The 1,249-nt window shown below is 72.1% G+C and carries 2 protein-coding genes; one reads left to right on the forward strand and one right to left on the reverse strand.

The genetic code is table 11. The features are described from left to right. Window positions 1–39: 39 nt before the first annotated feature. A complete protein-coding gene (locus GH736_RS23150; RefSeq protein ID WP_159607386.1) occupies window positions 40–657 on the reverse strand; it encodes an exonuclease domain-containing protein in 618 nt (205 codons plus the stop codon). Between the two features lie 153 nt (window positions 658–810). On the opposite strand from GH736_RS23150, the gene GH736_RS23155 reads away from it, so the two are divergent. After that, window positions 811–1,191: a nuclear transport factor 2-like protein gene (locus tag GH736_RS23155; RefSeq protein WP_159607388.1), complete on the forward strand. Its 381-nt coding sequence runs from the start codon at window positions 811–813 to the stop codon at window positions 1,189–1,191. Window positions 1,192–1,249: the final 58 nt, after the last annotated feature.

Genomic DNA, 1,249 nt, shown 5'->3' on the forward strand with positions numbered 1-1,249 from the left:
CGCGCATGCGAGTCGACCGCCGGTAGCAGCGCCGCGCCGCTACTGCAGGGCCATCGGGCCGTGCATCGCGCGCTGCTCGCTCGTCGCCACGGGACCGATCGCCCCGAACCGCACGCGCGTGACGTGCGCGAGCCCCTCGAGGTCGTCGACCTCGTGCCGCTTCGCCGCGTGCACCATGATCGCGGCGCACGCCTCGGCATCGGCCAGCGCGTCGTGGTGCGAGAAGTCCTCGAAGCCGGCGGCCATCGCCGCGACGGGCAGCCGGTACGACTCGAGGTGATAGGTCTTGCGAGCGACCTGCAGGCTGCAGAGCGAGCGGAAGTCGGGCACGGCGAGCCCGATCGCCTCGGAGGTCTTGGCGATCACGGCCATGTCGAAGCCGGCGTTGTGGGCGACGAGCACGTCGCGCTCGGCGAACTCCCGCAGTGCGGGAAGGTGCTCGGCCCAGCCGGGGGCATCCGCCACCATCTGCGGCGTGATGCCATGGATGCGGATGTTCCACTCCGAGAAGTCGTTGTGCGGGAACGGCGGCCGGATGTACCAGTGCACGCGGTCGACCACGCACCCGTCGCGGACCTTCACCAGCCCGACTGAACAGGCCGACGCGCTCGACGAATTGGCGGTCTCGAAGTCGATCGCGGTGAAGTCCACTGGCACGCGTGCATCGTCGCACGCGGTTCCGACACGGCCGGGCGCGTCGTGCAGCGCGTCGGCGATCAGTGCGGAACGGGTTGACGGATGCCGCGGCCAGGGCGTGGAATGGCACCGGAACCGCCGCGACGACGGCGTGCCGCGAGGCGAGGAGACCGGATGACCGACCTGCCCCCACCGGTGGCCGAGGCGTTCGCCGCCACCAACGCCCGCGACCTCGGCCGCTTCGTCGCCGCCTTCGCCGACGACGGCGTCATCGACGATTGGGGCCGGGAGTTCCGCGGCCACGACGAGATCGCCGACTGGAGCCGCCGCGAGTCCATCGGCGTGCAGCAGACGTTCTCGGTCACCGACGTCCGAGCGAGCGAGGGCGCTGAGGGCGCCGAGGACGCCGAGGCTGACGACGACCGCACCGGCGGACCGCGTGGCGTCGTCGTGCTCGCGGACGTCGGCGGCGGCGGGTTCAACGGCCCGTCCACGTTCACCTTCCGGCTGACGCCAGACGGGGCGGCCATCGAGCGCATGACGATCACGGCATGAGCGACGCACCCGCCTCCGAATCCGCGCCGGCCGCTGACGCCGCGAACGCGCCGGGCCT

This window comes from Agromyces humi (assembly GCF_009720255.1).
Lineage (GTDB): Bacteria > Actinomycetota > Actinomycetes > Actinomycetales > Microbacteriaceae > Agromyces > Agromyces humi.

What these genes read in the sequence shown, in the direction of transcription:
- GH736_RS23155 (WP_159607388.1), top strand. Translation starts at nt 811, where the DNA reads ATGACCGACCTGCCCCCACCGGTGGCCGAGGCGTTCGCCGCCACCAAC.